Here is a 26417-nt window from a genome sequence, read left to right on the forward strand (position 1 = left end):
GCGGAAAGGGGGTGTCAGGCAGGTGTGCCAAGGATCATGGCCGTCAGCGCGGTGGCCGAGCCGACGCCAAGTCGCCGATAGGCCCGTTTGCGAAGGGTTCGGACAGAGTTTTCCGAGATGCCCAGTTCCAAAGCCGTTCCCGCCACCGACAGCCCCCGCGCGGCATGGTCGCACACCTCGGCCTCGCGCGGGGTCAGCGCGGCGAAACGGCCAAGGTTGCGAAGCCGCAGATCGCTGGCGGTGCGGGCGGGCAGGGGCGTGGTGCCGACGATACGGTGGCGCAGGCCGATCAGTTCGTGGGCCAGCGGCAGGACACGATGCAGGCCGGTAATATCTGTATCTGACAGCCAGCCAGACTGCACCGCGCGCAGGTAGAACGAGACAAAGCCGCCGCGCCCCATGCGCGAGGCGACCGAGACGCGTTCGATCACCTGGTCGCGGGCGTAGATCGGGGCGCGAGGGTCGCCCTCGGGCGGGTGCCAGCGGTCGATCACCAGCCCCTGAGACGGCGCGCGGCGAATGCGGTCGGCAAAGTCGCGCCGCAGGCTGTCATGCGAGGTGATGGTGCGGGCGTTGCGGTTGAACCAATAGTCGCTCATCCGGCCCGACCAGACCGTCAGCACCGGTTCCGGGCGGCGCAGGTCGGGCACGTAGAAGGCACCGAAATTGGCGATCTCGGTGGCGCTGCGGATATGGGCCAACAGCGCCGCGCCAAAGCCGTCGGTCGGCACGGTGGCGACAAGGCGGGCCACCGCGTCGCGGACCAGGGGGGTTGGGGCAATGTCATCCATTCGGGTGACAGCATAGGGCGTGGGCGTCGGGTATTGCAAGACGGCTACCCCACCAGACCCGGAGCCGCCTATGACTCGCCTGTTTTCTGACCGCAACCGCCCGGTGCATCTGGGGCCGTTCCCGCTGGAGCGGTTGGCGCGGCAGGACAGTGCCGATCTGTCGGCGGTGCCGCAGATGCGCGCGGTCAGCTTTAACCGCCCCGATGCGCCGGACAGTATCGTGAACGCGATGCGCGACTATCAGGCGATGCTGGACGCGATCCGCGATGGTCTGGTGAACCCGGTGCCGTCCGAGATACCCGCCGATCCGGTCGAGCGGGCCAATCACCTGAAGGCGTTCGGGTATTTCAACGATGCCGCGATGGTGGGGATTTGCCACCTGCCCGAGGCCGCCCTGTTGGCCGATCCCATCCGCAACCCGGACATTGACCGGCTTGCCGAGGGGCTGCGCACGCGCCAGACCAAGACGCTGGCCTCGGGGATCGACGTGATCATGGCCGACCTCAAGGACAGCATCGACGCGCCGCCGACCACGGTCGAGGGGCATACCCATGCCAACGTCTATCTCTACGAGAACCCGCGCGACCCGGATGAAGGCGAAGACGGCTGCGATTGGCTGGCGGGTGCGCTGGAGGCCCGCGCGTGCCTGCGGGCCAATGAAACCGCCAGTGTGATTGCGAACTACCTGCGGCTTCTGGGGTTTCCGGCCAAGGCGCATTCGGGCGCGGCCACGGATGTGGACCTGAACCGCCTGACTGTTGCCGCAGGGTTGGCGCGGGTCGAGGGCGGGAACCTCGTTGCCCCCTATATCGGGGGGCGCTTCGGTGTGGCGGCAGTGACCTGCCGAATGGAGTTGGCCTGCGACAAACTGCTGGCCGACCGGCCCGGATCGGGCGGGGTGGCATGGGCGCTTGGCACCGGGGTGCAGCGCTCGGCCCTCAATCGCAACCCGTTCGACAAGCGGCGTTTCGTGGACGGCGGGCACCCGTTTGAAAAGCTCAAGCGCGTGGACAGTCCAACGACCTATATCGACGAGGCCCGTGTGGCCCGCGTGCCCAAACGCGCCGACATGTTCGCCCGAGCGCAGTTCGGCGACATGGGCAAGACCCTGCAAGACGGGGCCAAGGGCGGCTACTACGCCCGCAAATCCGCGCCGTCCTACGCGCAGCGCCGGGCGCTTGGCGCTTTTGTTCTTATACAAGATGGCGAGCCGAACCAGAACGGACCGCGCCCGACCGACGCCGCCCGCAACGCGGCCAATATCAAGGCCGCGAGCTATTTCCTTGGCGTCGATGCTGTGGGGCTGTCGCGCTGCCCCGACTGGACATGGTATTCGCACGATGCCGTGGGCGATCCCATCGACCCGCCGCACGATCAGGCGATCAGCATGATCATCGACCAAGGCTATGAGACGATGGAAGGGGCGTCGGGCGACGATTGGATTTCCGTCGCCCAATCCATGCGCGCCTATCTGCGGTTTTCCCTACTTGGCGGCGTCATCGCGCAGCAGATCCGCAATCTGGGCTACAAGGCCAAGGCCCATACGGTGATGGACGGCGAGGTTCTGCAACCGCCGCTTCTGCTGCTGTCGGGACTGGGCGAGGTCAGTCGCATCGGCGAGGTCATCCTCAACCCCTATCTCGGCCCGCGCCTGAAGTCGGGCGTGGTGACAACGGATATGCCGCTGGCCCATGACAAGCCGATTGATTTCGGGCTGCAACGCTTTTGCGAGAGCTGCAACAAATGCGCCCGTGAATGCCCGTCCGGCGCGATCACCGCCGGGCCGAAGCTGATGTTCAACGGCTACGAGATCTGGAAATCCGACAGCCAGAAATGTGCCACCTACCGGATCACGACCAAGGGCGGCGCGATGTGCGGGCGCTGCATGAAGACCTGCCCGTGGAACCTTGAGGGGCTCTTCGCCGAAAAGCCCTTCCGGTGGGCCGCGATGAATATGCCCGGAACCGCGCCGCTTCTGGCCCAGCTGGATGATGCCGTGGGTAATGGCGGGCTGAACGACGTCAAGAAATGGTGGTGGGATATCGAGCTGGAGCCTGACGGGGCCTATCGCCCGTCGCAGCACCCACTCAATCGGCGCGATCTGCAAAAAGACCTGGATCTGAAATACGAGGACCAGACGCTGGCGGTATACCCCGCCCCGCTGGCCCCGCACCCGTGGCCCTATCCCTTCCCGATGGACCGCGAAAAGGGGATCGAGGCCTATCAGGCGATGGTCACGGCGCAGGAATACAAGCTGCGCCTGACGCAGGGAGAGACCGGCCACCTGCACGAATACAAGCTTCCCGGCGACGCGCCGGTGATCCGGGTGGAGGTGACAAAGGCCGAGAGGATGACGCCGGGCGTTACCAAATACGAATTTCGGTCGCTCGATGGCGCGGACCTGCCCGCGTGGACGGCGGGCGCACATCTGGATATCGTTGTCGCGCCGGAATTCCTGCGGCAATATTCCATGTCGGGTGACCCTGCGGACCGGTCCGTCTACCAGATCGGCGTGTTGCGAGAGGATGCGGGGCGCGGGGGATCGGCCTTGATGCACCGGATCTTTGCGCCGGGGCGCAAGATATTCATCTCGAAGCCGATCAACCATTTCGAGCTGGATAGCGCTGCGACCCGGACGCTGCTGATGGGCGGTGGCATCGGTATCACGCCGATGATCGCCTTTGCCCATACGCTGAACCGCGAGGGTCGTGATTTCGCGCTGCACTATTCCTGTTCCTCCCGCGCGGCGGCGGGCTATCTGGAGGAACTTGCGCAGGTGCCATGGGCCGACCGGGTGCATCTGCATTTTTCGGATGAGGGCACGCGCGCCGATCTGGATGCGCTGATGGCGGGCTACCGGCCCGGCTGGCATGTCTATACCTGCGGACCGGATCGCTACATGAACGCGGTGATCGAGGCGGCAGAGCGGGTTGGCTTCCCCGAAGAGGCGCGGCACCTGGAATATTTCTCGGTCCCCGAGCAGCCCGCGTATGAAAACCACCCCTTCACCCTGCGTCTCAGGGATGGGCGCGAATTGCCCGTCGCCGAGGATCAGACAGCCGCAGAGGTGTTGCAGGCGGCGGGCATTCCGCTGGACATCAAGTGCGACGACGGCATCTGCGGGGTCTGCAAGTGCGGGGTGATCTCGGGCGAGGTGGAGCACCGCGATTTCGTGCTGTCCAAGGCACAGCGGGCCGGGGCAATGATCACCTGCCAGAGCCGCGCGGCCGAGCCGGGCGGGGTAATCGAGCTGGATCTCTGAGAGGGCGCGGTGTCGCCGCGCTGACGCGCGTCGACCGGCGCGGCCCGTGAACGGGCCGCGGGTGGGGCGCTGCCCCCGTCGCCTTTGGCGACTCCCCCGGAGTATTTGGACAAAGAAGAAAGCGGGCGGCGGCGCGGCTTTCTGCCGGGTGGATGATGCGGCTGTTGCCGAGGCCTGCGGGAACGGGCAGGCTGAGGGGATATTCAGACACGAGAGGTCTCTCATGCCGATCCCCCTGTCTCGCCGCGCAGTTTCCCTCGGCTTGTCGTCGCTGGCGCTGTCGGCCTGCGTCGCGGGGGGCACCAGTTCCGTGTCCCGAAATGATTGGCGGTCGGTGACAAATGCCGAGTTCGACCGCTGGCTGGAGGGGTTCAAGGGGCGGGCCGTCTCGGAGGGGATTTCACAAACCACCGTAATGCGCGCCTTTCAGGGCGTGGGCTATGTTCCGCTGGTGATCGAGCGCGACCGCAACCAAGCCGAGTTCAACCGCACGATGGAGGATTACCTTGCCATCGCGGCCTCGGAGGAGCGGATTGCCATGGGCCGCGCCAAACTGCGCCAGCACGGGGCGGTGCTGGACCGGATCGAGGCACGGTTCGGGGTCGAGAAGGAGGTGATGTGCGCGGTCTGGGGGATGGAGAGCTTTTACGGCACCCAGATGGGCGATGCGCCGGTGATCGCGGCGCTGGCCACCCTGACCTATGACGGGCGGCGCGGGCGGTTTTTCGGCAGCCAGCTGATGGCGGCGCTGCGCGCCCTGGACCGGGGCGACGCGACCGTGGCCCGGATGCGCGGGTCCTGGGCGGGGGCCATGGGCCATACCCAGGTGATGCCCGAGGTGCTGGAAGATTACGGCGTCGATTTCGACGGTGACGGGCGGCGCGGGGTCTGGGACGCGGACCCCACCGACGCCCTGGCGACAACGGCCAATTACCTTGCGCGGCATGGCTGGCGGCACGGCCAGCCATGGGCGGTCGAGGTGCAGGTGCCCGAGGGGTTCGATGCGGGGCTGGCCGGGCGACGGCGGACCCGCTCGGTCGCGTCGTGGATGGGCATAGGCGTGCGCGACATGGATGGAAACCGCGTGCCCGACCATGGCGCTGCGGCCATTCTGCTGCCCATGGGCGCGGCCGGCCCGGCGCTGATGATCTTTTCCAATTTCACTGCGATCTGGCGCTATAACCCTGCGGAAAACTACGTGATCGGCATCGGCCACCTGTCGGACCGGCTGGCAGGCGGTCCGCCGATCCGGGGCAGCTTTCCGGCGGATGAAAACGGCCTGACACGGGCGGGGCGCATGGAAGTGCAGCGCCGACTGACCGCGCAAGGCTATGACACCGGCGGCAGCGATGGCGTGATCGGCCCGGCCAGCCGCACGGCCATCCGCGCCTATGAGCAGGCGCAAGGATTGCCGGAAACCGGGGTCGCCACCGACGACCTGCTTGCAAGGCTGCGCCAGACGGGGTGAGCATGGTGCACGCCCGAGTCACGGGATCACACGACATAGTCGGCCATCGGGCCGCACCACGGGGAGGCCCCATGAGCAACGCCTTTATCGACCACCTGACGCAAGAGCTGGACGCCCTGCAAGACGCGGGCCTTTTCAAGCAGGAACGGGTTATCACAACGCCACAGGCGGGCACTGTGGGGTTGGCCTCGGGGCGCGAGGTGATCAACATGTGCGCCAACAATTACCTCGGGCTGTCCGATCACCCCGATCTGGTGGCGGCGGGGCATGACGCGCTGGACCGCTACGGCTATGGCATGTCGTCCGTGCGCTTCATCTGCGGCACGCAGGAGGAGCATAAAGAGCTGGAGGCGCGGCTTTCGCGGTTTCTGGGGCACGAGGATACGATCCTCTATTCGTCTTGCTTCGACGCCAATGCGGGACTGTTTGAAACGCTGCTGGGGCCAGAGGACGCGATTATCTCGGATGCGCTCAATCATGCGTCCATCATCGACGGGGTGCGCCTGTGCAAGGCCAGGCGCCTGCGCTACGCCAATTCCGACATGGCCGACCTGGAGGCGCAGTTGCAGGCCGCCGAGGGCGCGCGATTCAAGATGATCGCCACCGACGGCGTCTTTTCCATGGACGGCTATATCGCGAAACTGCCGGAAATCTGCGATTTGGCCGATAAGTATGGTGCCATGGTCATGGTCGATGACAGCCACGCCGTGGGTTTCATGGGCGCAGGTGGGCGCGGCACGCCGGAACATTGCGGCGTTGCGGATCGGGTCGACATCCTGACCGGCACGCTCGGCAAGGCGCTTGGCGGGGCCTCGGGCGGCTATACAAGTGGTCGCAAAGAGGTTGTGGAGTGGCTGCGCCAGCGGTCCCGCCCCTATCTGTTTTCCAACACGCTCGCGCCGGTCATCGCCGCAACCTCGCTCAAGGTGCTGGACATGCTGGAGGCCTCGACCGACCGCCGGGATCAGTTGATGGCGAACGCTGCCCATTTCCGCGAGCGGATGGGTGCGGCGGGGTTTGACCTTTTGCCGGGGCAACACCCGATCATCCCGGTGATGCTGCGCGACCCGAAGCTGGCGCAGGACATGGCGGCGCGGTTGGATGCGAAGGGCGTATATGTCGCCCCGTTCAGCTTTCCGGTGGTGCCCAAGGGGCAGGACCGGATCCGCACCCAGATGAGCGCGGGCCACAGCCGCGAGGAACTGGACCGTGCCATTGACGCCTTTATCGCCGTTGGCCGCGACATGGGGGTGATCTGACATGCGCAACGAGATGAAGGCCCTGGTCAAAGCCCGCCCTGAACCCGGCCTGTGGATGCAGCATGTGCCGGTCCCCGAACCGGGGCCCCAGGACGTGCTGATCAAGGTCCGCAAGTCGGCGATCTGCGGCACCGATGTGCATATCTGGAAATGGGACGAGTTCAGCGCCAAGACCGTTCCGGTGCCCATGGTCGTGGGTCACGAGTTCTGCGGCGAGATCGTCGACATGGGCGCGGCGGCCATGAAATACAAAATCGGTCAGCGGGTCTCGGGCGAGGGGCACATCACCTGCGGCACCTGCCGCAATTGTCGCGCCGGGCGGGGGCATCTGTGCCGCAACACCAAGGGTGTCGGCGTTCATCGCCCCGGCAGCTTTGCCGAATACCTCTGCATCCCGGAATCCAACGTGGTGCCGATCCCCGATGATATCCCCGATGAAATCGCGGCGATCTTCGATCCCTTCGGCAACGCGGTGCACACCGCGCTCAGCTTTGATCTGGTGGGCGAGGATGTGCTGGTCACCGGCGCGGGCCCCATCGGCATCATGGGCGCGCTTGTGGCGCAGAAGGCGGGGGCGCGAAAGGTGGTGCTGACCGATATCGCGCCCTACCGGCTGGACCTTGCCCGGCAGCTTGGCGTGCAGCACGTGGTCGATACCTCGGCCGTGACGTTGCGCGAGGTGATGGCCGATGTCGGCATGACCGAAGGCTTCGATGTCGGCCTCGAAATGTCGGGCGCGGCGGCGGCGATGCGGCAGATGATCCACCGCATGAACAATGGCGGCAAGATCGCGCTTCTGGGCATTGCGCCGACGGAATTCGCCGTGGACTGGAACGAGATCATCTTCAAGATGCTGACCGTGAAGGGCATCTATGGGCGTGAGATGTACGAAACATGGTACAAGATGATCGCGCTGGTGCAATCGGGGCTCGACCTGACCGGTCTGATCACGCACCGAATCGCAATCGACGCCTACGCGGAGGGCTTTGCCGCCATGCTCTCGGGGCAGGCGGGCAAGGTGGTGATGGACTGGGGCTGAGCCGGTTCTTCTTGCTTTTCAAAACACCTCGGAGGAGTTTCCGCCGGTGACGGGGGCAGAGCCCCGCCGCACCCCTTCTGGGGCGCGGGGATCGGCGCCGAAGACGTCGACCCCCACCCCGGACAAATCGCCGCCAGAGCGGGGGCGGGCGGTGTGCAACGGGGCCGGGCTGAAATGCCCTGCCCGAGCCGCCTTGCACCCGGGGCGGGCCTTGCGTATATACCCACGGTCAGACGCACGCATACGGATCTCATCGACATGGCCATCGTGAACCCGCTTCAGTTCCTGCAACAGACCCGCTCCGAGGTTTCCAAGGTCTCTTGGCCCGGTCGCCGCGAGGTTCTGCTGACCACGGTGATGGTGTTCGCCTTGGCCGGTCTGGGCGCTGCTTTCTTCTCGGTGGTCGATATCCTGATCAAGCTCGGGCTTGAATGGGTTCTGACTTTCGCCGCCGGACAGTAACGAAAACGCGTCACCCCCTTGATTTTCCGCTTGGCGGGGGGTAGGTGACGCCTCACTTTCCCGTAAATGGCGTGCGTCGATTCGTGATGCGCGCTGTTTTTTGTTCGGCTGAAATTGGCCGAAGGCCCGGGAAAACAAAGGAAATTTTAGGGTCTTCGGACCCGGACTTGAGGAACGGGCAGTATGGCGAAACGGTGGTATTCGGTCTCGGTGCTTTCGAATTTCGAAAAGCGCATTGCCGAACAGATCAGAACTGCCGTGGAAGAAGGCGGCCTTCAGGACGAGATCGAAGAGGTTCTGGTTCCCGAAGAAGAAGTGATCGAGGTGCGCCGGGGCAAGAAAGTTACCGTGCCGCGCCGGTTCATGCCGGGCTACGTTCTGGTTCGGATGGAACTGACCGATCGCGCCTATCACGCGATCAACTCGATTCCGCGCGTCACCGGGTTTCTGGGGCCGCAGGGCCGCCCGATGCCGATGCGCGACGCCGAGGTGAATTCGATCCTGAACCGGGTCGAAGAAGGTGAGGCGCAGCCGCGCTCGACCATCACCTACGAAGTGGGCGAGAAGGTCAAGGTCAACGAAGGCCCGTTCGAGGACTTCGACGGCATGGTCGAGGACGTCGATGAAGAGCATCAGCGCCTGAAGGTGACGGTGTCGATCTTTGGCCGGGAAACCCCGGTCGAACTGGAATTCACGCAGGTCACCAAGCAGACCTGAGGAATGGTTCATCCGGTCCGCGAGGCCGCCTTCGCGCAGCGAAGCAAGCCCCGCAGGATTTGATGAGCGCACAACGTGGGAGGCGATCCGGGCGCGCCCGGAAGACCAGACCACGGCAACGAAGCCCGGCCGACGCGTCGGTTTGGGTGTTGAGAAAAAAGGAGAGGCCAGATGGCCAAGAAACTCGTTGGCAAGATGAAGCTGCAGATTCCTGCAGGTCAAGCCAACCCGTCGCCGCCGGTGGGCCCCGCCCTCGGTCAGCGCGGGATCAACATCATGGAATTCTGCAAGGCGTTCAACGCCAAGACGCAGGAGATGGAGCAGGGGTCGCCTTGCCCGACCATCATCAGCTACTATCAGGACAAGTCCTTCACCATGGACATCAAGACGCCGCCCGCGTCTTTCTACCTGAAACGAGCTGCTGGCCTGAAGTCGGTTGGCAAGCGCAATCGCCCCCGTGGCGCAGAAGCGCCGGGCCGCGAGACGATCGGGACCGTGACCGCCAAGCAGGTCCGCGAAATCGCGGAAGCCAAGATGAAAGACCTCAGCGCGAACGACGTCGAGGCCGCAATGAAGATCATCGTCGGTTCTGCCCGCTCGATGGGCATCGAGGTGAAAGGGTAAGTCATGGCAAAGCTCGGTAAACGTACCCGCGCCGCCCGCGAAGCCTTCGCAGGCAAGGAAGACATCACCGTCGAGGAAGCCGTCGCGCTGATCAAGGGCAATGCGAACGCCAAGTTCGACGAGTCGATCGAAATCGCGATGAACCTCGGCGTCGACCCCCGCCACGCAGACCAGATGGTTCGCGGCACAGTGACCCTGCCGAACGGCACCGGGAAATCCGTGCGCGTCGCCGTCTTCGCCCGTGGCGCCAAGGCCGAAGAAGCCCAGGCCGCCGGTGCCGACATTGTCGGCGCAGAGGATCTGATGGAAACCGTCCAGGGCGGCACCATCGAGTTCGATCGTTGCATCGCAACCCCTGACATGATGCCGGTTGTCGGCCGTCTGGGTAAGGTGCTCGGCCCCCGGAACCTGATGCCGAACCCCAAGGTCGGCACCGTGACCATGGACGTGAAAGAAGCCGTTGAAGCCGCCAAGGGCGGTCAGGTGACCTTCCGCGCCGAAAAGGCCGGTGTCGTTCATGCGGGCATCGGCAAAGTGTCCTTCGACGCCGACAAGCTGGCCGAGAACATCCGCGCCTTCGTGGACGCGGTGTCCAAGGCCAAACCGGCCGGCGCCAAGGGGGCCTACATGAAGCGCGTCTCGCTGAGCTCGACCATGGGCCCGGGCGTGTCTGTGTCGGTCGATAGCGCGACCGGCAACTGATCGACGGTGGGGTGAACCCCACCCTACGAAATTTGGCGCCTTGTGCGTCGAATGGCGGGGCCTACAATGTCGGCCCCGTCCTGTCCGAGACGGAGGGTTGGGTTAAGACCCAATAATTCCTTCCCGAGATGGGAAACGAGACTAGGAGTTTCCGAGGATTTCCTCGGGCGATCTGATGGCTCGGGACCCTGACTTGGACCCGAAGGGACCGGAACGTTTCCGGTCTGTAACTGAGCCGGGGGGTGACCCCCAAACTGGAGTGAAACTGTGGATAGAGCCCAGAAAGAGAAAGTGGTCGAGGAACTCGGCCAGATCTTCGAAAGCTCTGGCGTCGTTGTGGTATCCCACTACGAGGGCCTCACGGTTGCTGAGATGCAGGACCTGCGCGCACGCATGCGTGAAGCGGGTGGGTCCGTCCGCGTCGCCAAGAACAGGCTCGCCAAGATCGCCCTTGATGGAACGCCGTGCCAAGGCATTGCTGACCTGATGACGGGCATGACCGTGTTGTCCTTCTCCGAGGATCCTGTGGCTGCGGCCAAGGTTGCCGAGGACTACGCCAAGTCGAACGACAAGTTCGAAATTCTTGGCGGTGCCATGGGCGATACGATCCTGGACCGGGCCGGTGTCGAGGCCGTGTCGAAAATGCCGTCGCGCGAGGAGCTTATCGCTTCCATCGTCGGCTGCATCGGCGCACCTGCTTCGAACATTGCCGGGGCCATTGGCGCACCTGCTTCGAACATCGCGGGCATTCTTTCGACCGTCGAAGAGAAGGCGGAAGCCGCGTAAGCAACCCGAGACCCGTCGTAGGACTTACCTTGCGACGTTGGAACACATACCTAGATACGGAACCTGAAAAATGGCTGATCTGAAAGCACTGGCCGAACAAATCGTTGGCCTGACCCTCCTGGAAGCCCAGGAACTGAAAACCATCCTCAAAGACGAGTATGGCATCGAGCCCGCCGCTGGCGGCGCTGTCATGGTTGCTGGCCCCGCCGGTGACGCCGGTGGCGAAGCCGCCGAAGAGCAAACCGAGTTTGACGTGATCCTCAAAGCCGCTGGCGACAAGAAGATCAACGTCATCAAAGAAGTCCGCGGCATCACCGGCCTGGGCCTCAAAGAAGCAAAAGAGCTGGTCGAAGCCGGCGGCAAAGCCGTCAAGGAAGGCGTCGACAAAGCCGAAGCAGAAGACATCAAAGCCAAGCTGGAAGCAGCTGGCGCCGAAGTCGAGCTCAAGTAATCCGTGCCCGGGCCTGCCCGGGGGGATTGAATACAGGCTGGATCCGGGGATTTCTCGGGTCCAGCCAAGCGCGTCTTAGCGAAGGCCCCTTTGCCGGACCTTCCCTTGGACGCGGTTCATGGATCGGGAGCCCGCCGGTGGGACGGCAGGCATGAATTGATCCGAACCCGTTTGGTTTCAGTGCGGCGTGTGGCCGGTGCCCCGACGGCCCGTGCGACCGCATGAGACAACAGAAAGGTGTTTGAGAGCATGGCTCAGACCTACGCAGGCCAGAAACGTATCCGCAAATTCTACGGCAAAATCCGCGAAGTGCTGGAGATGCCGAACCTCATCGAAGTGCAGAAATCTTCGTATGAGCTGTTCCTCCAGTCCGGCGATCAGGAATTGCCGCTCGATGGCGAAGGCATCAAGGGTGTCTTCCAGTCGGTTTTCCCGATCAAGGATTTCAACGAGACCGCGGTTCTCGAATTCGTCAAGTACGAGCTGGAAAACCCGAAATACGACGTCGAGGAATGCATGCAGCGCGACATGACCTACAGCGCGCCGCTGAAGGTGACCCTGCGCCTGATCGTGTTCGATGTGGACGAAGACACCGGCGCCAAGTCGGTCAAGGACATCAAGGAACAGGACGTGTTCATGGGTGACATGCCGCTCATGACCCATAACGGTACCTTCATCGTGAACGGCACCGAGCGCGTGATCGTCAGCCAGATGCACCGGTCGCCCGGCGTGTTCTTCGACCATGACAAGGGCAAGACCCATAGCAGCGGAAAGCTGCTCTTCGCCTGTCGCATCATCCCCTATCGCGGCTCGTGGCTGGACTTCGAATTCGACGCCAAGGACATCGTCTTTGCCCGTATCGACCGTCGCCGCAAACTGCCGGTGACGACCCTGCTCTATGCCCTTGGGCTGGATCAGGAAGGCATCATGGATGCCTATTACAACACCGTGACCTTCAAGCTCGAAAAGAACAAGGGCTGGGCCACCAAGTTCTTCCCCGAGCGTGTGCGTGGCACCCGTCCGACCTATGACCTCGTCGATGCAGCCACCGGCGAAGTGATCGCCGAAGCAGGCAAGAAAGTAACGCCGCGCGCGGTCAAGAAGCTGATCGAGGAAGGTAACGTCACCGACCTGCTGGTGCCGTTCGAGCATATCGTCGGCCGCTTCGTCGCCAAGGACATCATCAACGAAGAAACCGGCGCGATCTATGTCGAGGCTGGCGATGAATTGACCCTTGAGAAAGACAAGGAAGGCGAAGTCACCGGCGGCAGCCTGAAAGAGCTGCTGGACGCGGGCTTTACCGAGATCCCGGTGCTCGACATCGACAACATCAATGTCGGCCCCTACATGCGCAACACCATGGCGGCGGACAAGAACCTGAACCGCGAAACCGCGCTGATGGACATCTACCGCGTGATGCGCCCCGGCGAGCCGCCCACCGTCGAGGCCGCCTCGACCCTGTTTGACCAGTTGTTCTTCGACTCCGAGCGCTATGACCTGTCCGCCGTCGGCCGGGTCAAGATGAACATGCGCCTTGCGCTGGACGCGCCGGACACGCAGCGCACCCTGCGCAAGGAAGACATCATTTCCTGCATCAAGGCCTTGGTGGAACTGCGGGATGGCCATGGCGACGTGGACGACATCGACCACCTCGGCAACCGTCGTGTGCGGTCCGTGGGCGAGCTGATGGAAAACCAGTATCGCGTCGGCCTGCTGCGGATGGAGCGTGCCATCAAGGAACGTATGTCGTCCGTCGAGATCGACACCGTGATGCCGCAAGATCTGATCAACGCGAAACCGGCTGCGGCTGCCGTGCGTGAATTCTTTGGCTCGTCGCAGCTGTCGCAGTTCATGGACCAGACCAACCCGCTGTCGGAAGTGACGCACAAACGCCGCCTCTCGGCGCTTGGACCGGGCGGCCTGACCCGCGAGCGTGCCGGCTTCGAGGTACGCGACGTGCACCCGACCCACTATGGCCGGATGTGCCCGATTGAAACGCCGGAAGGGCCGAACATTGGCCTGATCAACTCGCTGGCCACATATGCCCGCGTGAACAAATACGGTTTCATCGAAACCCCCTACCGCAAGGTTGAAGACGGCAAGGTCACCGACGAGGTGAACTACATGTCCGCGACGGAAGAGATGCGGCACACCGTGGCACAGGCCAACGCAACGCTGACCGAAGACGGCGCGTTCGTGAACGACCTGGTCAACACCCGCAAATCCGGTGAATACACCATGAGCCCGCGTGACAACGTGGACCTTATCGACGTGTCGCCGAAACAGCTGGTGTCGGTTGCAGCATCGCTGATTCCGTTCCTTGAAAACGACGACGCAAACCGCGCCCTCATGGGCTCGAACATGCAACGTCAGGCGGTTCCGCTTTTGCAGGCCGATGCGCCCTTCGTGGGGACCGGCATCGAGCGTGTGGTGGCACGGGATTCCGGCGCGGCCATCATGGCCAAGCGTGGCGGCGTGATCGACCAGGTGGACGCCACCCGGATCGTGGTGCGCGCCACCGAGGATCTGGAACTTGGTGACGCGGGCGTGGACATCTACCGCCTGCGCAAGTTCCAGCGGTCGAACCAGAACACCTGCATCAACCAGAAACCTCTGGTGAAAGTGGGCGATACCGTCACCAAGGGCGAAGTGGTTGCCGACGGTCCGTCCACCGACATGGGCGAACTGGCGCTTGGCAAGAACGTGCTCGTCGCGTTCATGCCGTGGAACGGCTACAACTACGAAGACTCGATCCTGATCTCCGAGCGCATCGCGCGCGACGACGTGTTTACCTCGGTTCATATCGAGGAATTCGAAGTCGCCGCCCGTGACACCAAGCTTGGGCCGGAAGAGATTACCCGCGACATCCCGAACGTCGGTGAAGAGGCGCTGCGCAACCTCGACGAGGCTGGCATCGTTTACATCGGCGCCGAGGTGGGGCCGGGCGACATTCTCGTCGGCAAGATCACCCCGAAGGGCGAAAGCCCGATGACGCCGGAAGAGAAGCTTCTGCGCGCCATCTTCGGTGAAAAGGCCAGCGACGTGCGCGACACCTCGCTGCGCGTGAAGCCCGGTGACTTCGGCACCGTGGTGGAAGTGCGCGTCTTCAACCGTCACGGCGTCGAGAAAGACGAACGTGCGTTGCAGATCGAGCGCGAGGAAGTCGAGCGTCTGGCCCGTGACCGGGACGACGAGCTGGTCATCCTCGAACGCAACATCTACGCGCGCCTGAAGTCCATGATCCTCGGCAAGGTGGCCGTGAAAGGCCCGAAAGGCGTCAAGGCGAACTCGGAAATCTCCGAGGATTTGCTGGAAACGCTGAGCCGCGGCCAGTGGTGGCAGCTCGCCCTCGGGGATGAGCAGGACGCCGCACAGGTCGAAGCCCTGCACGAGCAGTTCGAGACGCAGAAACGCGCCCTCGATCACCGCTTCGAGGACAAGGTTGAGAAAGTGCGTCGTGGCGACGACCTGCCGCCGGGCGTGATGAAGATGGTCAAGGTATTCATCGCCGTGAAGCGCAAGCTTCAGCCGGGCGACAAGATGGCTGGCCGTCACGGCAACAAGGGTGTGATTTCCAAGGTCGTGCCGATGGAAGACATGCCCTTCCTCGCCGATGGCACCCCGGTCGATTTCGTTCTGAACCCGCTCGGCGTGCCGAGCCGGATGAACGTCGGTCAGATCCTCGAAACCCACATGGGGTGGGCCGCGCGCGGTCTGGGTCTGAAGATCGACGAGGCGTTGCAGGACTATCGCCGCACCGGTGACATGACCCCGGTTCGGGACGCCATGAAGATCGCCTATGGCGGCGTCTATGACGAGATCATGGCCGATGCCGAGGAAAGCAGCCTGGTCGAGATGGCTGGCAACGTCACCCGTGGCGTGCCGATCGCGACCCCGGTCTTTGACGGCGCCAAGGAAGCGGACGTGAACGATGCGCTCCGTCGGGCGGGGTTCGACACCTCGGGCCAGTCCGACCTGTTCGATGGCCGCTCGGGCGAGAAATTCGCCCGCAAGGTCACCGTCGGCATGAAGTATCTGCTCAAGCTGCACCACCTTGTGGACGACAAGATCCACGCCCGTTCGACCGGCCCCTACAGCCTGGTCACGCAGCAACCGCTCGGCGGCAAGGCGCAGTTCGGCGGTCAGCGCTTCGGCGAGATGGAGGTCTGGGCGCTGGAAGCCTACGGCGCCGCCTACACCCTGCAGGAAATGCTGACGGTGAAGTCGGACGACGTGGCCGGCCGGACCAAGGTCTACGAGTCGATCGTCAAGGGCGAAGACAACTTCGAGGCCGGCGTGCCGGAATCGTTCAACGTTCTCGTCAAGGAAGTGCGTGGCCTCGGCCTCAACATGGAACTCCTGGATGCGGAGGGTGAGGAATAAGGGGCCTCGCCCCTTCTTTCCCCCCACCTGTCCGCACGAAATCTGAGGTATCAAGATGAACCAGGAACTGACCAACAACCCGTTCAACCCGCTGGCCCCGCAGAAGGTCTTTGATGAAATCAAGGTCTCGCTGGCGTCGCCGGAACGGATTCTCTCGTGGTCCTATGGCGAGATCAAAAAGCCCGAGACCATCAACTACCGGACCTTCAAGCCCGAGCGTGACGGCCTGTTCTGTGCCCGTATCTTCGGGCCGGTGAAGGACTACGAATGCCTTTGCGGCAAATACAAGCGGATGAAGTATCGCGGGGTCGTCTGCGAGAAATGCGGTGTGGAAGTCACGCTGCAAAAGGTCCGCCGTGAACGCATGGGCCATATCGAACTGGCCGCGCCCGTCGCGCATATCTGGTTCCTCAAGTCGCTCCCCAGCCGGATCGGCCTGATGCTGGACATGACCCTGCGCGATCTGGAGCGTATTCTCTACTTCGAGAACTACGTGGTGATCGAACCGGGTCTGACCGACCTGACCTATGGGCAACTGATGTCCGAGGAAGAGTTCATGGATGCCCAGGACGCCTATGGCATGGACGCGTTCCAGGCCAATATTGGCGCCGAAGCGATCCGCGAGATGTTGCAGAACATCGACCTTGAGGCCGAAGCCGCACAACTGCGCGAAGACCTCAAGGAAGCCACCGGTGAACTGAAGCCCAAGAAGATCATCAAGCGCCTGAAGATCGTCGAGAACTTCCTTGAATCCGGCAACCGCCCGGAATGGATGATCATGACCGTGATCCCGGTCATTCCGCCGGAATTGCGCCCGCTGGTGCCGCTGGATGGGGGCCGTTTCGCGACGTCGGACCTGAACGATCTCTACCGCCGCGTGATCAACCGCAACAACCGTCTCAAGCGCCTGATCGAATTGCGCGCACCCGACATCATCATCCGCAACGAAAAGCGGATGCTGCAGGAATCGGTCGATGCCCTGTTTGACAACGGCCGCCGCGGGCGGGTCATCACCGGGTCGAACAAGCGCCCGCTGAAATCGCTGTCCGACATGCTGAAAGGCAAGCAGGGCCGCTTCCGCCAGAACCTTCTGGGCAAACGCGTCGACTTCTCGGGCCGCTCGGTCATCGTGACCGGGCCGGAGCTGAAGCTGCATCAATGCGGCTTGCCCAAGAAGATGGCGCTCGAACTGTTCAAGCCGTTCATCTACTCACGGTTGGAAGCCAAGGGCCTGTCCTCGACCGTGAAACAGGCCAAGAAGCTGGTGGAGAAAGAGCGCCCCGAGGTGTGGGATATCCTCGACGAGGTGATCCGCGAACACCCGGTGATGCTGAACCGGGCGCCGACGCTGCACCGCCTTGGCATTCAGGCCTTCGAACCCACGCTGATCGAAGGCAAGGCGATCCAGCTTCACCCGCTGGTCTGCTCGGCCTTCAACGCCGACTTCGACGGTGACCAGATGGCCGTTCACGTGCCCTTGAGCCTTGAGGCACAGCTGGAAGCGCGCGTCCTGATGATGTCGACGAACAACGTTCTGTCGCCGGCCAACGGCGCACCGATCATCGTTCCGTCTCAGGACATGATCCTTGGCCTCTACTACCTTACGCTCCAGCGGCAGGGAATGAAGGGCGAAGGCATGGTCTTTGCCGACATCGAGGAAGTGCAGCACGCGCTGGATGCCGGCGAAGTGCATCTGCACACCAAGATCACCGCGCGGATCAAGCAGATCGACGAGGAAGGGAACGAGGTTCTCAAGCGCTACGAGACCACGCCGGGCCGCCTGAAACTGGGCGCGTTGCTGCCCAAGAACGCCAAGGCCCCGTTCGAGCTGGTCAACCGCCTGCTCAAGAAGGGCGAAGTCCAACAGGTCATCGACACCGTCTACCGCTATTGCGGCCAGAAGGAGTCGGTCATCTTCTGTGACCAGATCATGGGTATTGGCTTCCGCGAAGCGTTCAAGGCGGGCATCTCGTTCGGCAAGGACGACATGGTGATCCCTGACAGCAAGTGGGAAATCGTCGATGACGTGCGCGAGCAGGTCAAAGGCTTTGAACAGCAGTACATGGACGGCCTGATCACCCAGGGCGAAAAGTACAACAAGGTCATCGACGCGTGGTCGAAGTGTAACGATCAGGTCACCACGGCCATGATGGATACGATCTCGGCCACCCGCTACGACGAGAACGGCGCCGAGATGGAGCCGAACTCGGTTTACATGATGGCCCACTCCAAGGCGCGTGGCTCGGTTACCCAGATGAAGCAGCTCGGCGGGATGCGCGGCCTGATGGCCAAACCCTCGGGCGAGATCATCGAGACGCCGATCATCTCGAACTTCAAAGAGGGTCTGACCGTGTTGGAGTACTTCAACTCCACCCACGGGGCGCGGAAAGGTCTGTCGGACACCGCACTGAAGACGGCGAACTCGGGCTACCTGACCCGTCGTCTGGTGGACGTGGCGCAGGATTGCATCGTCCGTATGGTCGATTGCGGCACTGCGAACACGATCACCGCAGAGGCTGCGACGCGCGACGGCGAAGTCGTTTCGTCGCTGGCAGAGCGTATCCTTGGCCGGACCTCGGGCGAGGACGTGCTCGTTCCGGGCACCGACGAGGTGATCGTGGCCGAAGGCGAACTGATCGACGAGCGCAAGGCCGATGCCATCGAGACCGCCGGTGTGGCGTCGATGCGCATCCGGTCGCCGCTGACCTGTGAGGCCGAAGAAGGCGTCTGCGCCACCTGCTATGGGCGTGACCTTGCCCGCGGCACCCGTGTGAACACCGGCGAGGCCGTCGGCATCATCGCGGCGCAGTCGATCGGTGAACCCGGCACCCAGCTGACGATGCGGACCTTCCACATCGGCGGCGTGGCGCAGGGTGGTCAGCAATCCTTCCAGGAAGCAGGTCAGGCGGGCACCATCGAGTTCCGTAACGCCAACCTGCTGACCAACGCCATTGGCGACAAGATCGTCATGGGCCGCAACATGCAGATCGCCATCATGGACGATCAGGGCGTCGAGCGGGCCAGCTACAAGCCGGGCTACGGGTCGAAGATCCACATCGAGGAGGGCGCTTCGATCGAACGGGGCGATCGCCTGTTCGAGTGGGATCCCTACACCCTGCCGATCATCGCCGAGAAGGCGGGGACGGTGAAATTCGTCGACCTGATTTCGGGCATTGCCGTGCGCGAAGACACCGACGATGCCACCGGCATGACCCAGAAAATCGTGTCCGACTGGCGGGCGGCGCCGAAAGGCAACGAACTCAAGCCCGAGATTCTGGTTGTGGGCGAAGATGGCGAGCCGGTGCGCAACGATGTGGGCAACCCGGTGACCTACCCGATGTCGGTGGATGCAATCCTGTCGGTCGAAGACGGTCAGGGCATTCAGGCCGGCGACGTTGTGGCCCGTATCCCGCGGGAAGGGGCGAAGACCAAGGACATCACCGGCGGTCTGCCGCGTGTGGCCGAACTCTTCGAAGCGCGCCGTCCCAAAGATCACGCGATCATCGCGGAAAAAGACGGCTACGTGAAATTCGGACGCGACTTCAAGAACAAGCGCCGGATCTCGATCGTTCCCGCCGACGATACCCAGGAACCCGTCGAATACATGGTGCCCAAGGGCAAGCACATCCCGGTGGCCGAGGGCGATTTCGTCCAGAAGGGCGACTACATCATGGATGGCAACCCGGCGCCGCATGATATTCTGCGGATCATGGGGATCGAAGCGCTTGCCGACTACCTGATCGACGAGGTGCAGGACGTCTACCGCCTGCAAGGCGTGAAGATCAACGACAAGCACATCGAGGTGATCGTGCGCCAGATGCTGCAAAAGTGGGAAATCCTCGACAGTGGGGAAACCACGCTGCTGAAGGGCGAAACGGTGGACAAGGCCGAGTTCGACGAAGCCAACGAAAAGGCGATCTCCAAAGGCGGCCGTCCGGCACAGGGCGAACCGATCCTGCTGGGGATCACCAAGGCATCGCTCCAGACCCGGTCCTTCATCTCGGCGGCGTCGTTCCAGGAAACCACCCGCGTGCTGACCGAGGCTTCGGTTCAGGGCAAGCGCGACAAGCTGGTCGGCCTGAAGGAAAACGTCATCGTGGGTCGCCTGATCCCCGCCGGCACCGGTGGCGCAACGCAGCGCGTGCGCCGCATTGCGCAAGAGCGTGACACCGCGGTGATCGAGGAAGCCCGTGCCGAAGCGGAAGCCGCCGCGGCGCTGGCCGCCCCTCAGGCCGAAGAGGCCCCGGCAACCGCGGACGAGACCCCGACCACCGAAGAGTGATCGGCCTCGCAGCCCCAGACAATCGCCCCCGCCGGTCCGCCCGGCGGGGGTTTTTCTTTGCCGGTCAGGGATTAACAGATCGTGGCCTTTCCAATAGGCTTGCGCCGAGCTGAGACCGACAGGCCGGGAAGGGTAGGGACATGGGCGCAGGTTTTGACAACCAGATCGTGGGAGTCTGCCGGTTTTCCTATCTTGGATCGGGCGGGTTCGAGGCGTCCAGGCTGTCGCCGGAGGATCTGGAAACGATGCTCTACGATCAGACCCGCATGAACCGGCGTTTCGCCTTTTTCGAAAAGCTCTGCCTGCCCTCGCTGGCGGCGCAGACCGACCCCGATTTCCGGCTGGTGGTGCTGATCGGCACCTCGATGCCGATGCGCTATCGCAAGCGGCTGAAAGGGCTGGCTGATCAGTATCCCTTTCTTCAGGTCTGCGCGCTTGACCCGTACGGACCGCTCAACGCCACCAAGCGCGCCTATCGTCGGGGCCTGCCGGACGGGGCCGATTTCATCACCGGGTTTCGCATCGACGACGACGACGCGGTGGCCATCGACTATATCGAAAAGACGCGGACGGTTGCCGAGAAGCTGATCGAGATGGGGTGGGCCGACGCGGACAACCCCGCCGTTATCGCCTTTCACCGGGGCATCTATTGGGACATGACCGACCAGGATCATCCGTTCCACGATTTCCGGGAAATCGGGCCGCTGGGGCTGGCCAGTGCCATGGTCACAAAGGCTGACGACCAATCTAACATGTTTCGCTGGAACCACCGCCGGGTGGCGGCCCATGTGCGGCTGTGGTCGGACCCGACCGACCTGATGTTCGTGCGGACCCTGCACCAGCACAACGACTCGGGCCGGTCGATCCCGCCAGGGGCCGAGGAAATCGGCAAACCCAAGGCAAGGGCGTTGCTGGCCGAGCGGTTCGGGCTTGACCCGGACGACGTCCTGCCGCTGATGTGGCGCAGGTTTGGCCCTGCATCGGATGGCGACGAAGAAGAATGACCCTTTCCCCCAATCTCAAGGGCGCGGCTCTGATGATGGGCAGCATGGCGGCCTTCACCTTCAACGACACCTGCATAAAGCTGGTGTCAGCGGATCTGCCGCTGTTCCAAATCGTGTTCCTGCGCGGGGTGCTGACCACGGTGGCCATCGGCCTGTTGGCGTGGGCCTTCGGGCTGCGCAGCCTGCGCCTGCCGCGCGGTGACATCTGGAAAGTGGCCGGGCGCACGGCGGCCGAGATCGGGTCGATGTGCGCGTTTCTTTATGCGTTGAAGAACATGCCGCTGGCCAACGTGACCGCGATCCTTGCGGCGCTGCCGCTGATGGTGACGCTGGCCGGGGCGTTGTTTCTGGGCGAGCCGGTGGGGTGGCGCCGGTTCGCGGCAATCTCGGTGGGTTTTGTGGGCGTGATGTTGATCGTGAAACCGGGGGCCGAAGGGTTCAACGCCTATTCGCTGCTGGCGCTGCTGGCCGTTTTGCAGGTGACCGCGCGCGATCTTTTTACCCGGTCCATGTCCGATGGCGTTCCCTCGATGGCGCTGGCGGTGATCACGGCGGCTTCGGTCGGGCTGTTCGGGGGCGTGGCCATGCTTTGGCAGGGATGGACGCAGGTCACCCCGCACTCTGCCGGGCTGGTCGCCGGGGCGTCGGCGTTTATCGTGGGGGGCTACCTGTTCTCCATCATGGTGATGCGCGTGGGCGAGATCGGGTTCGTCGCGCCGTTTCGCTACACCGGCCTGCTTTGGGCGCTTGTGCTTGGCTGGTTCATCTTCGGCGATTGGCCGTTGCCCACAACGCTGATCGGGGCGGCCATCGTGGTCAGCACCGGGATTTTTACCCTCTACCGCGAACGGGTGCAAAAAGAAGAGGTTGCCCATGCCTGATCCGGCGGTTCAGGTGCTGGGGCTGTGCCGGTTTTCCTACCCTGCAGAACTGGAGGGGTTCCAAACCCGCCACGAAACGATGGACCAGCGGCGCGCGGCGCTTTACGCTCTGGAGCGGATGGAAACGCGGCTTTTCTGGTTCGAACATATCGCGCTGCCGGGGATCAAGGCGCAAAGCCACCCCGATTTCACCCTGCTGCTGTTGATGGGCGAGGATATTCCCGACCCTTGGCACAGCCGCCTGCGCGCCCTGATTGATCCGGTGCCGCAGATCGTGCCGGTCTATCGCCCGACCGGCCCGCATCGGCAGATCTACCGAGAGATCCTGCGTGCCGCCCGCGACCCCAAGGCCGAGGCGGTGGCAGAGTTCCGGCTGGACGATGATGACGCGGTGGCGCTGAACTACGTGATGAACATCCGCCGCAACTTTGGCCAGGTGCGACAGATCTGGCGCGGCAAGGGGCGGCTGGCCTTGGATCAGGGCAAGGGCATCGTCGTCGAGGCCGAGGGTGCGCATATCCGCTATCACCCGGTGCTCGCCCATTGCTGGGCGGCAGGGTTGACAGTGTTCCTGAAGCCGGGTGATGAGGCCTGTGTCATGGACTTCCGGCATCAACGGGTCTGGCAGCGGATGCCGCTTGTATCCTTTACCGACCAGATGATGTTCCTGCGCGGCGCGCACGCCACCAATGACAGCAGGATCAGCCTGAACGGCACCCACAAGATTGATCTACCGGCAGACGATCTGCCGGGGCTTGTAAAACAAAGATTCGCGGTGGATACTCAGATCTTCGAGGCCGGTTGGACCGCGCTTCAAACCCGGATCTGACCCGGGGCAAACCCCGGCTTGGGGGATGCCCGGTGTGGCTGTTGACACCCCCCCCGATTCCCCCTATACCCCGCGCCACTTGGCCTGCGTGCGCCCGTGGTGTGCGTGGCCGGTCATACAGATTTACGTGGTCATGATCCGGGCCGTTTGAGTGCCCCGATCCTCTGAGAATTCCACCGCTGTGTCCTCCAGGTAGGGAAGGGGCACATGCGGTATTGGTGTTTTCGCCAAGGCGAAGGTGCCAGATGACATGAACGAGCGAAACGGGGAACCGAATGCCGACGATTCAACAGCTGATCCGCAAACCGCGGCAGCCCAAAGTGAAGCGATCCAAGTCCCAGCACTTGGAGTCTTGCCCTCAGAAGCGCGGTGTTTGCACCCGCGTCTACACCACCACTCCGAAGAAGCCGAACTCGGCTATGCGGAAAGTGGCAAAGGTCCGTTTGACCAATGGGTACGAGGTCATCAGCTACATTCCGGGTGAAAGCCACAACCTGCAGGAACACTCTGTTGTCCTGATCCGTGGCGGTCGTGTAAAAGACCTTCCCGGTGTGCGGTATCACATCCTCCGCGGCGTGCTCGACACCCAAGGTGTCAAAGACCGTCGTCAGCGTCGCTCCAAGTATGGCGCGAAGCGCCCCAAGTAAGAGGATCAACAGATGTCCCGTCGCCACGCTGCCGAAAAGCGCCAAGTTCTGCCCGATGCCAAGTTTGGCGATACGGTGCTGACCAAGTTCATGAACAACCTGATGATCGACGGCAAGAAATCTGTCGCCGAAACCATCGTCTACAACGCCCTGGACCGTGTCGAAGGCCGCCTCAAGCGCGCGCCCGTCGAAGTGTTCCACGAGGCCCTGGACAACGTGAAACCCGCCGTCGAGGTTCGTTCCCGCCGCGTCGGGGGTGCCACCTACCAGGTGCCCGTCGAAGTGCGCCCCGAGCGTCGTGAAGCGCTCGCCATCCGCTGGCTGATCGCCGCCTCGCGCGCCCGTAACGAGAACACGATGGAAGAGCGTCTGGCCGGTGAACTCGCCGATGCCGTCAACGGTCGCGGGTCCGCCGTCAAGAAGCGGGAAGACACGCACAAGATGGCAGACGCCAACAAGGCGTTCTCGCACTACCGCTGGTAAGCGCTTTCGTCGGGGGGATGATCCCCCGACGGTTTTCATTATCTACGCCTAAGGACCGAACCCATGGCACGCGACTATCCGCTCGACCGATACCGGAACTTCGGGATCATGGCCCACATTGACGCGGGCAAGACCACATGTTCCGAGCGTATCCTCTTCTACACCGGCAAATCCCACAACATCGGTGAGGTGCACGACGGTGCAGCTACCATGGACTGGATGGAGCAGGAGCAGGAACGCGGCATCACCATTACCTCGGCTGCGACCACGACTTTCTGGCAGTGGCAGGAAGACCCGACCGCCGAAGGTACGTCCGACACCAAATTCCGGATGAACATCATCGACACGCCCGGCCACGTTGACTTCACCATCGAAGTCGAACGTTCGCTGGCCGTTCTCGACGGTGCGGTTGCCGTTCTCGACGCCAATGCGGGTGTCGAGCCGCAGACTGAAACCGTCTGGCGCCAGGCAGACCGCTACAAGGTTCCGCGCATCGTGTTCGTCAACAAGATGGACAAGATCGGCGCTGACTTCTTCAACTGCGTGAAAATGGTCGAAGAGCGCACCGGCGCGATTCCGGCACCGATCCAGTTCCCGATCGGTGCCGAGAACGAGCTGGAAGGCATCGTTGACCTCGTGACCATGGAAGAGTGGACCTGGAAGGGTGAAGACCTGGGCGCGTCCTGGACCCGTCAACCGATCCGCGACAGCCTCAAGGATCTGGCCGACGAATGGCGCGCCAAGCTGATCGAGAACGCCGTCGAAATGGACGACGAAGCGATGATGGAATATCTTGAAGGCAACGAGCCCGATATTCCGACCCTGCGCAAGCTGATCCGCAAGGGCACGCTTGAGCTGAAATTCGTGCCGGTTCTCGGTGGGTCCGCGTTCAAGAACAAGGGTGTTCAGCCGCTGCTCAACGCCGTGATCGACTACCTGCCGAGCCCGCTCGACGTGGTCGACTACATGGGCTTTTCCCCCGACGACGAGACGGAAACCCGTGACATCCCGCGTCGCGCGGATGACACGATGCCGTTCGCCGGCCTTGCCTTCAAGATCATGAACGACCCGTTCGTCGGCTCGCTGACCTTCACCCGGATCTATTCCGGCGTGCTGAACAAGGGCGACTCGATCCTGAACTCGACCAAGGGCAAGAAAGAGCGCATCGGTCGTATGATGATGATGCACTCGAACAACCGCGAAGAGATCGAAGAGGCATTTGCCGGCGACATCATCGCGCTGGCCGGTCTGAAAGACACGACCACGGGCGACACCTTGTGTGACGCGAAAGAACCGGTGGTTCTGGAAACCATGACCTTCCCCGATCCGGTGATCGAGATCGCTGTCGAGCCCAAGACCAAGGGCGACCAGGAGAAGATGTCCCAGGGTCTGGCCCGTCTGGCCGCCGAAGACCCGTCCTTCCGCGTCGAGACCGACCTCGAATCCGGTCAGACCATCATGAAGGGCATGGGCGAACTGCACCTCGACATCCTCGTTGATCGCCTGAAGCGGGAATTCAAGGTCGAGGCCAATATCGGTGCGCCGCAGGTGGCCTATCGCGAGACCATCGGTCACGAGATCGAACATACCTACACCCACAAGAAGCAATCGGGTGGGTCCGGTCAGTTCGCGGAAGTGAAGATGATCATCTCGCCGACCGAGCCGGGCGAAGGCTATTCGTTCGAGTCCCGCATCGTTGGCGGCGCCGTGCCGAAGGAATACATCCCCGGCGTCGAAAAAGGCATCAACTCGGTCATGGACTCCGGCCCGCTGGCTGGATTCCCGGTGATCGACTTCAAGGTTGCCCTGATCGACGGTAAGTTCCATGACGTTGACTCTTCGGTCCTCGCCTTCGAAATCGCATCCCGTATGTGCATGCGCGAAGGTCTTCGGAAAGCGGGCGCCAAGCTGCTTGAACCGATCATGAAGGTCGAGGTGATCACACCCGAGGAATACACCGGTGGCATCATCGGCGACCTGACCTCGCGTCGTGGTCAAGTGACGGGGCAGGAGCCGCGCGGCAACGCCGTTGCGATCAACGCCTTCGTGCCGCTGGCCAACATGTTCGGCTACATCAACACCCTGCGTTCGATGTCCTCGGGCCGCGCGCAGTTCACGATGCAGTTCGATCACTACGATCCGGTGCCGCAGAACATCTCGGACGAGATCCAGTCCAAATACGCATAACGGGAAGGCGGGGATCACCCCGCCCTACCCACCACCCGTAGGGCGGGGATGTCCCCGCCACCCGACAAGACAAGGAGGCCATCATGGCTAAGGAAAAGTTTGAGCGCGGCAAGCCGCACTGTAACATCGGCACGATCGGTCACGTTGACCACGGCAAGAC

At 62.9% G+C, this 26417-nt stretch carries 19 protein-coding genes and 1 pseudogene; 19 read left to right on the forward strand and 1 reads right to left on the reverse strand.

The genetic code is table 11. The features are described 5' to 3' along the window. Positions 1–14: 14 nt before the first annotated feature. A complete protein-coding gene (locus BKY27_RS07925) occupies positions 15–791 on the reverse strand; it encodes a helix-turn-helix transcriptional regulator (protein WP_071673909.1) in 777 nt (258 codons plus the stop codon). 70 nt (positions 792–861) lie between these two features. Here BKY27_RS07925 and BKY27_RS07930 point away from each other — a divergent pair, with 70 nt between their 5' ends. The 19 genes and pseudogenes from BKY27_RS07930 to BKY27_RS19905 form a co-directional block, all read left to right on the forward strand. Next, entirely contained in the window at positions 862–4053 is a 3192-nt protein-coding gene (locus BKY27_RS07930) for a reductive dehalogenase (protein WP_071673910.1), read from the forward strand. A gap of 223 nt (positions 4054–4276) precedes the next feature. Continuing rightward, on the forward strand, positions 4277–5521 hold the full coding sequence (locus tag BKY27_RS07935; protein ID WP_071673911.1) for a lytic murein transglycosylase: 1245 nt from the start codon (positions 4277–4279) through the stop codon (positions 5519–5521). Between the two features lie 71 nt (positions 5522–5592). After that, positions 5593–6780, forward strand: coding sequence for a glycine C-acetyltransferase (locus BKY27_RS07940; protein ID WP_071673912.1), 1188 nt, complete (start codon positions 5593–5595; stop codon positions 6778–6780). A gap of 13 nt (positions 6781–6793) precedes the next feature. After that, entirely contained in the window at positions 6794–7819 is a 1026-nt protein-coding gene (gene tdh / locus BKY27_RS07945; protein WP_199559084.1) for an L-threonine 3-dehydrogenase, read from the forward strand. Between the two features lie 258 nt (positions 7820–8077). After that, on the forward strand, positions 8078–8281 hold the full coding sequence (secE, locus tag BKY27_RS07950; RefSeq protein ID WP_071673914.1) for a preprotein translocase subunit SecE: 204 nt from the start codon (positions 8078–8080) through the stop codon (positions 8279–8281). Between the two features lie 183 nt (positions 8282–8464). Next, positions 8465–8998, forward strand: coding sequence for a transcription termination/antitermination protein NusG (nusG, locus tag BKY27_RS07955; RefSeq protein ID WP_071673915.1), 534 nt, complete (start codon positions 8465–8467; stop codon positions 8996–8998). A gap of 171 nt (positions 8999–9169) precedes the next feature. Further along, positions 9170–9622: a 50S ribosomal protein L11 gene (rplK, locus tag BKY27_RS07960; RefSeq protein WP_071673916.1), complete on the forward strand. Its 453-nt coding sequence runs from the start codon at positions 9170–9172 to the stop codon at positions 9620–9622. 3 nt (positions 9623–9625) lie between these two features. Next, the gene (gene rplA / locus BKY27_RS07965) at positions 9626–10324 is read left to right on the forward strand and encodes a 50S ribosomal protein L1 (RefSeq protein WP_071673917.1); all 699 of its coding nucleotides are present in this window, start codon (positions 9626–9628) and stop codon (positions 10322–10324) included. A 267-nt stretch (positions 10325–10591) separates the two neighbouring features. Continuing rightward, the gene (rplJ, locus tag BKY27_RS07970) at positions 10592–11110 is read left to right on the forward strand and encodes a 50S ribosomal protein L10 (RefSeq protein WP_071673918.1); all 519 of its coding nucleotides are present in this window, start codon (positions 10592–10594) and stop codon (positions 11108–11110) included. 70 nt (positions 11111–11180) lie between these two features. After that, entirely contained in the window at positions 11181–11561 is a 381-nt protein-coding gene (gene rplL, locus BKY27_RS07975) for a 50S ribosomal protein L7/L12 (protein ID WP_071673919.1), read from the forward strand. Between the two features lie 249 nt (positions 11562–11810). Further along, on the forward strand, positions 11811–15944 hold the full coding sequence (rpoB, locus tag BKY27_RS07980) for a DNA-directed RNA polymerase subunit beta (RefSeq protein WP_071673920.1): 4134 nt from the start codon (positions 11811–11813) through the stop codon (positions 15942–15944). A 55-nt stretch (positions 15945–15999) separates the two neighbouring features. Next, a complete protein-coding gene (gene rpoC / locus BKY27_RS07985; protein WP_071673921.1) occupies positions 16000–20226 on the forward strand; it encodes a DNA-directed RNA polymerase subunit beta' in 4227 nt (1408 codons plus the stop codon). 140 nt (positions 20227–20366) lie between these two features. Beyond that, positions 20367–21230, forward strand: a complete 864-nt coding sequence (locus BKY27_RS07990) for a glycosyltransferase (RefSeq protein ID WP_071673922.1) — start codon at positions 20367–20369, stop codon at positions 21228–21230. Beyond that, positions 21227–22111 carry a DMT family transporter gene (locus BKY27_RS07995; RefSeq protein WP_071673923.1) on the forward strand — a complete coding sequence of 295 codons (885 nt, stop codon included), beginning with the start codon at positions 21227–21229 and terminating at the stop codon, positions 22109–22111. Before BKY27_RS07990 ends, BKY27_RS07995 begins: the two co-directional genes overlap by 4 nt. Further along, on the forward strand, positions 22104–22940 hold the full coding sequence (locus tag BKY27_RS08000) for a glycosyltransferase (RefSeq protein ID WP_071673924.1): 837 nt from the start codon (positions 22104–22106) through the stop codon (positions 22938–22940). The genes BKY27_RS07995 and BKY27_RS08000 overlap by 8 nt, the downstream gene beginning before the upstream one ends. A 275-nt stretch (positions 22941–23215) precedes the next feature. Further along, positions 23216–23587: a 30S ribosomal protein S12 gene (gene rpsL / locus BKY27_RS08005; RefSeq protein ID WP_071673925.1), complete on the forward strand. Its 372-nt coding sequence runs from the start codon at positions 23216–23218 to the stop codon at positions 23585–23587. A 12-nt stretch (positions 23588–23599) separates the two neighbouring features. Further along, positions 23600–24070 carry a 30S ribosomal protein S7 gene (gene rpsG / locus BKY27_RS08010; protein ID WP_071673926.1) on the forward strand — a complete coding sequence of 157 codons (471 nt, stop codon included), beginning with the start codon at positions 23600–23602 and terminating at the stop codon, positions 24068–24070. A 63-nt stretch (positions 24071–24133) separates the two neighbouring features. Further along, positions 24134–26257: an elongation factor G gene (gene fusA, locus BKY27_RS08015; RefSeq protein WP_071673927.1), complete on the forward strand. Its 2124-nt coding sequence runs from the start codon at positions 24134–24136 to the stop codon at positions 26255–26257. An 83-nt stretch (positions 26258–26340) separates the two neighbouring features. Next, positions 26341–26417, forward strand: a pseudogene (locus tag BKY27_RS19905) (GTP-binding protein); the annotation flags it as partial.

The organism is Nioella nitratireducens, from assembly GCF_001879715.1.
In the GTDB taxonomy this organism is placed as follows: domain Bacteria; phylum Pseudomonadota; class Alphaproteobacteria; order Rhodobacterales; family Rhodobacteraceae; genus Nioella; species Nioella nitratireducens.